7 protein-coding genes are annotated in these 6297 nt (G+C 41.7%); all 7 read left to right on the top strand.

Translation table 11 applies throughout. From position 1 onward, the window contains the following. Positions 1–193 precede the first annotated feature (193 nt). The 7 genes from DEM91_RS11785 to DEM91_RS11755 all read left to right on the top strand — a co-directional run bounded on the left by DEM91_RS11785 (position 194) and on the right by DEM91_RS11755 (position 6097). Complete coding sequence (locus DEM91_RS11785; RefSeq protein ID WP_249859042.1) at positions 194–1375, top strand: sensor histidine kinase; 1182 nt, start codon at positions 194–196, stop codon at positions 1373–1375. 139 nt (positions 1376–1514) lie between these two features. Continuing rightward, positions 1515–2048 carry a YceD family protein gene (locus DEM91_RS11780; RefSeq protein WP_249859041.1) on the top strand — a complete coding sequence of 178 codons (534 nt, stop codon included), beginning with the start codon at positions 1515–1517 and terminating at the stop codon, positions 2046–2048. Between the two features lie 5 nt (positions 2049–2053). After that, a complete protein-coding gene (rpmF, locus tag DEM91_RS11775; RefSeq protein WP_081454857.1) occupies positions 2054–2239 on the top strand; it encodes a 50S ribosomal protein L32 in 186 nt (61 codons plus the stop codon). Then, on the top strand, positions 2239–3258 hold the full coding sequence (locus tag DEM91_RS11770; RefSeq protein WP_249859040.1) for a beta-ketoacyl-ACP synthase III: 1020 nt from the start codon (positions 2239–2241) through the stop codon (positions 3256–3258). The genes rpmF and DEM91_RS11770 overlap by 1 nt, the downstream gene beginning before the upstream one ends. Before the next feature lie 86 nt (positions 3259–3344). Then, on the top strand, positions 3345–4226 hold the full coding sequence (gene era, locus DEM91_RS11765; RefSeq protein ID WP_195253940.1) for a GTPase Era: 882 nt from the start codon (positions 3345–3347) through the stop codon (positions 4224–4226). Between the two features lie 111 nt (positions 4227–4337). Next, positions 4338–5651 (top strand): ribosome biogenesis GTPase Der, encoded by a 1314-nt coding sequence (gene der, locus DEM91_RS11760; RefSeq protein ID WP_102189135.1) that lies wholly within the window; start codon positions 4338–4340, stop codon positions 5649–5651. A gap of 59 nt (positions 5652–5710) precedes the next feature. Further along, complete coding sequence (locus tag DEM91_RS11755) at positions 5711–6097, top strand: hypothetical protein (protein WP_249859039.1); 387 nt, start codon at positions 5711–5713, stop codon at positions 6095–6097. Positions 6098–6297 lie beyond the last annotated feature (200 nt).

Below are 6297 nucleotides of genomic sequence, written 5' to 3'. Positions count from 1 at the left end.
AATGTGGGAGAGTAGGTAGCTGCCTTTTTTACTTCACGCCTCCAGTGTCTCAACCGATGCTGGAGGCTTTTTTGTGTGTTTAGGCTACAGAGATATAGGATGGTGCGGTGTGGATAGCAAGGAAAGGATGCAAAGGTATGGAAGGTTGCAGTGGATATGAGCAATAAATTTTGTTTGTTGACGTTTTTAGCTTATGCAATGGACAGATCGAGTTAGACACGTAAAAGTGATATTGGTGATTGTTGCTGTGCTGATAGCGGTAATCTCCTTAATTGTGTCACATCGTCTCATCCGTGATTTGGAGAAGGAGGAGCAAAATAAAATGGAGATTTGGGCAGAAGCCATGCGAACCCTGAATGAGGCAGATGAAAATACAGATTTGAATTTGGTGTTGAAGGTGATTAATGAAAATCATACGATTCCTGTGATTGTGATGGATAGCCAAGGAGCAATACAAAGTAATCGCAACATCAAACTTCCTAATAAGTCTAAAGTAGATAGTGTTGCTTATGTGCAGCAATTGGGTCGTAAGCTCAAAACTTCTGGCAAATATATCCGAATCTTTTTTAATGAGCCTGAAGAAAAGGAGTACATCGATGTTTGTTACGATGATTCTTTCATGCTCAAACGTCTTTCCACTTATCCCTATATACAGTTGGGAGTGGTACTCATTTTTGTGATTGTCGCACTTTTTGCCCTCCTTAGTTCTAAGAAAGCCGAACAAAATAAAGTTTGGGTGGGACTTTCTAAAGAGACCGCCCACCAGTTGGGTACACCTATTTCAAGTTTAATGGCATGGTTAGCCATACTTAAAGAAACGTACCCAGATGACACTTTAATTCCCGAGATAGATCAGGATGTGAAGCGCTTGCAACTCATTGCCGACCGATTCTCTAAAATAGGCTCCGCGCCAGAATTAGAGTTATATAGCTTGTCAAAAGTTCTTCAGAATGTGGTGGCATATATGAACCGTCGAACCTCCAAAAAGATTGCCATTGAATCTCAAATTGCTTTTGAAGGAAACGATCAACTCGTGCTCATGTCTCCTTCTCTTTTTGAATGGGTGATAGAGAACTTATGTAAGAATGCAGTGGATGCAATGGGAGGAGTTGTGGGAAAAATTAAGATTTCCGCTTTTCGTGAATCGAAAAAAATAGTGATTGAAGTTTCTGATACGGGGAAGGGAATTAAGAAGAAAGATATAAAGAACGTTTTTCGTCCTGGGTTTACCACTAAAAGACGCGGTTGGGGGTTAGGACTGTCTCTTGCCAAACGAATCATTGAGGAATATCATAATGGCAAAATTTTCGTCAAAGATTCAGAGAAAGATAAAGGAACCACCTTCCGTATTGAGTTGAAGGCTTCGAATCATTGACCAAAGAGGAGAGTACACGGCACACACCTTTATTTCTGTGTTGTTTCGATTCGATTTTAATTGATAATAAGATTTTTTTTTATCATTATACGTTAGCATCTCAGAAAATATTTGTAACTTTGCACCTCAAAGTGTGAATATGTTTGACTTAGAGCCGTTTAAGATAGATTTAAGAGCTGTGAACCAAGAAGTTGAACACTTCGAGTTTACGCTTACCGATGAATACTTTGAGGCCATTAAAGCCCCAGATATTCACAAAGGGAATCTCTCTGTTGAGCTTACTCTTCGAAAAATGGCGGGTAGCTTTATGCTCAGTTTTCATATTGTTGGTACTGTTGTGGTGCAGTGTGATCGCTGTCTCGACGAACTCAACCAACCAATAGAAACTGACGAATGTCTTGTAGTCAGACTTGGAACAGAATACTCAGACGCAGATGACCAAGTGACCGTGCCTGAAGATGAAGGAATTATCGACACGTCTTGGTTTATCTATGAATTTATAGATCTTAGCATTCCCATCCAGCATGTACATGCACCTGGAAAATGTAATCATGCGATGATGAGGGCGCTTAACAATTGTTTGGTTACCCGAAGTAATGAAGCAGCTGAAAATGACCCTATAGATCCGCGCTGGGCTCAATTAGAAAAATTAAAAACAATAATTAAAGATTAAAGAAAATGGCACATCCTAAAAGAAGACAGTCAAAGACTCGTACACTTAAAAGAAGAACTCATGATAAGGCTGTAGCTCCTACATTGGCTGTATGCCCTAACTGTGGAGCATACTATGTTTACCACACCGTTTGTCCAACTTGTGGTTATTACAGAGGAAAGGTTGCAATAGAAAAGGAAGTTGCTGAGTAATGGGACGAATCAACGCAATAATTACTGGCGTTGGCGGGTATGTTCCTGATTATATTCTTGACAACGAGGAGCTTTCGCGCATGGTCGATACCAGCGATGAATGGATTATGACTCGTGTAGGTATCAAGGAGCGTCGAATTCTTAAGGAAGAAGGTCTTGGGACCAGTTATTTGGCGCGAAAGGCGGCTAAGCAATTGATACAAAAGACGGGTGTTGATCCTGATACTATTGATGCGCTGATTGTTGCCACAACCACACCTGATTACAAGTTTCCCTCTACGGCATCTATCGTTTTGGGCAAACTTGGACTTAAAAATGCGTTTGCGTTCGACTTTGAAGCAGCATGCTGTGGCTTTATGTACGCATTAGGTACTGCATCCACTATGATAGAAAGTGGTCGATGCAAAAAGATTATTGTGATTGGGGCAGATAAGATGTCATCTTTGGTAGATTATCAAGACCGTCAGACCTGTGTACTGTTTGGAGATGGCGCAGGGGCAGTATTGGTAGAAGCCTCCGAGGATACCGAATACGGAATGCAGGACATGTTTTTCCGCACCGATGGCAAGGGCTTGCCCTTTTTGCACATGAAAGCAGGAGGTAGTGTCTGCCCACCGTCTCATTTCACTGTAGATCATCGTTTGCATTATCTATACCAAGAGGGAAGAAATGTCTTTCGCTATGCGGTAACAGATATGAGCGATGACGTTTTGGAAATTATGAAACGGAACAATTTAAGCAAAGATGATGTTGACTGGGTAGTACCTCACGAAGCTAATCTGCGTATTATTGAAGCCGTTACAAAGCGTGCAGAATTGTCTATGGACAAAGTTGCTGTGAATATCGAGCATTATGGTAATACAAGTGCTGCTACAATTCCACTCGCTCTTTGGGACTATGAAAGCAAACTGAAAAAAGGAGATTGTGTTATCTTCACTGCTTTTGGAGCAGGATTCGTACATGGGGCTTCTTTTTTAAAGTGGGCTTATGATGGCGCTACAGAGGCTACAAAGAAATAATTAAATATTTCATATATTGAATAATGAAAGCGCATCCTTTCTTGGTAAAGAGTGCGCTTTTTTGTTCTTACATAAAGAATCACGTTATGCACAAGGCAGGTTTTGTTAATATTGTGGGTAATCCCAATGTAGGGAAGTCCACGCTCATGAATCAGTTGGTAGGGGAGCGTATCTCTATCGCTACGTTCAAGTCGCAGACAACGCGTCATCGAATCATGGGAATTGTGAATACCGATGACATGCAAATTGTTTTTTCGGATACCCCTGGCGTCCTTCAGCCAAACTATAAGATGCAGGAATATATGCTCGCCTTTTCTGAGTCTGCACTGGCTGATGCTGATATTTTGCTTTATGTAACCGATGTTGTGGAGACGCTTGAGAAGAATATTGATTTCTTGGAGAAGGTTCGCAAGATGACCATACCAGTAATCTTGCTAATCAATAAAATCGATCAAAGTAATCAAAAGACGTTAGACCAGCTGGTGGAGAAATGGCACGGCATCCTTCCGAATGCAGAAATACTCCCGATATCTGCGTCGAACAAATTTGGGATAGATATCCTGTTGAATCGTATTCAAGAGCTTTTGCCTGATAGTCCGCCTTATTTCGGTAAAGACCAGCTCACGGACAAACCTGCCAAATTCTTTGTGAGTGAAATTTTCCGTGAGAAGATTCTGCTGTTTTATGACAAAGAAATCCCTTATTCGGTTGAGGTGAAGGTAGATAGTTTCAAAGAGACAGAGCAGCAAATTCATATTCATGCGGTTATCTATGTTGAGCGCGACTCGCAAAAAGGCATTATCATTGGGCATCAAGGCATGGCGTTAAAGAAGGTAAGCACAGAGGCGCGTAAGGCATTAGAGAAGTTTTTCGGTAAAAAGATTTATCTGGAGACTTTTGTCAAGGTGGACAAGAACTGGCGAAACTCTACCCGCGAGCTCAACAGTTTTGGGTATAATCCCGAGTAAGTCGTGTTGTTGAAGCACCATTGAAAGATAGTGCTGTTAAAACATTTTTAGTAGTAAATATACAGATGTAGGTTTTTCCGTCATCGGTTTAAGAAGAGAGATATAAGCAAAATGGCAAATCTTGTAGCAATAGTGGGACGTCCCAATGTAGGAAAGTCCACTTTATTTAATCGTTTAACCCAATCGCGCAAAGCGATAGTAAGTGATACAGCAGGTACCACACGCGACCGTCAATACGGGAAGTGCTCCTGGAATGGTCGAGAGTTTTCGGTCGTTGATACTGGTGGTTGGGTCGTGAATTCGGATGACATCTTCGAAGATGCCATTCGCAAGCAAGTGGTTGTTGCTACGGAAGAAGCCGACTTGGTACTGTTTGTTGTTGATGTTAAAAACGGTCTCACGGATTGGGATGCTGATGTAGCCCAAATACTCCGCCAAACGAAGTTGCCAGTCATCTTAGTTGCCAATAAAGTGGATAATAGTGCCGAGTATTATACGGCTGCTGAGTTTTATCGTTTAGGACTTGGTGAGCCACAATGTATCAGTGCTGCAACAGGTGGCGGAACGGGCGACTTGTTAGATTTGCTTCTTGAGAAGTTGCCTTCGGATAAGCGCGAAGAGCTTGAAGAGGATATACCACGTTTTGCGGTCGTAGGGCGTCCCAATGTGGGGAAAAGTAGTATCATCAATGCCTTTATTGGGGAAGATCGTAACATTGTCACCGAGATAGCGGGGACTACTCGTGATAGCATTTATACCCGTTACGATAAGTTTGGTTTTGATTTTTATTTGGTCGACACGGCGGGCATTCGTAGAAAAAATAAAGTAACAGAGGATCTTGAGTTTTACTCTGTGATGCGCAGTATCCGTTCCATAGAGAATAGCGATGTATGTATTCTTATGCTTGATGCCACACGAGGTATCGAGTCGCAGGATATGAATATCTTTCAGCTCATCCAGCGCAACAACAAATCGCTGGTGGTGGTAGTTAACAAGTGGGACTTGGTGGAGGACAAGGACCACAAGGTTATCAAGACCTTCGAGAACGCCATTCGTGAGCGCATGGCACCGTTTGTTGATTTCCCTATTATATTTGCATCTGCTTTGACCAAGCAACGTATTTTTAAGGTGCTTGAAACAGCGAAGAATGTTTATAAAAGCAGAAAATTACGCATAGGAACTTCAAAACTCAACGAGGTGATGCTGCCTATCATTGAAGCGACACCTCCACCCTCTATCAAAGGCAAGTACATCAAGATAAAATATTGCACGCAACTGCCCAACACGCAGATTCCTTCGTTTGTGTTCTATGCCAATTTGCCTCAATATATCAAGGAAAATTACCGTCGTTTCTTAGAGAATAAGATACGTGAGAATTGGACGCTGACGGGTTCGCCCATCCATGTCTTTATCCGTAAAAAATAGGACGAAAGAGATATCAGGCTCTTTGCGTGTTTTTGTTACTCTATATCAAACAAGTAAAAATGAAAAAACTCTTATATATCCTCATGGGGCTGTTCTTTTTTGCCTGTTCCTCTACTCCAGACCAAGGCGAGGTGGCGGCACGTGCGGCTAAGCAATATTATGACTATTTGTTACAAGGCGATTATGCCTCCTTTGTGGATGGGCATTTTCGCCATGACAGTATTCCTGACACATATAGGGAGCAACTCATTGCAAATGCCAAAATGTATATGAATCAGCAGACCGTTGAACACCGCGGCATTAAGGATGTCCATATCGTTCAGGTAAAAGCAGACACAGAAAAGCATGCAGCTAATGTCTTTTTGGTCTTTGCCTATGGGGATAGTACGAACGAAGAGATAGTGGTTTCTATGGTGGAAAACAAAGGAGTTTGGTATCTCAGGTAATTCATTATTCAAGATTCATATTTTAGGCAGGTTCCATAAATTAGCTTTGTTAGATTTTGAGCTTTTTTTGAGGTCAAAATGTAAGAGCGTGAAGGAGTGTAGCGAGCTACACGACTGAACAATCTTACATTTTGAACCAAAAACGGAGCAAGCCGAATGCAATCAAACTTGTTTGAATTGTTGAGGCGCAGCCTGTTTTA

This window comes from Prevotella sp. TCVGH (assembly GCF_023522295.1).
Classification (GTDB): domain Bacteria; phylum Bacteroidota; class Bacteroidia; order Bacteroidales; family Bacteroidaceae; genus Prevotella; species Prevotella timonensis.
The sequence above is the reverse complement of the archived record's forward strand: the minus strand, read 5'-3'. Positions and strand labels throughout refer to the sequence as shown.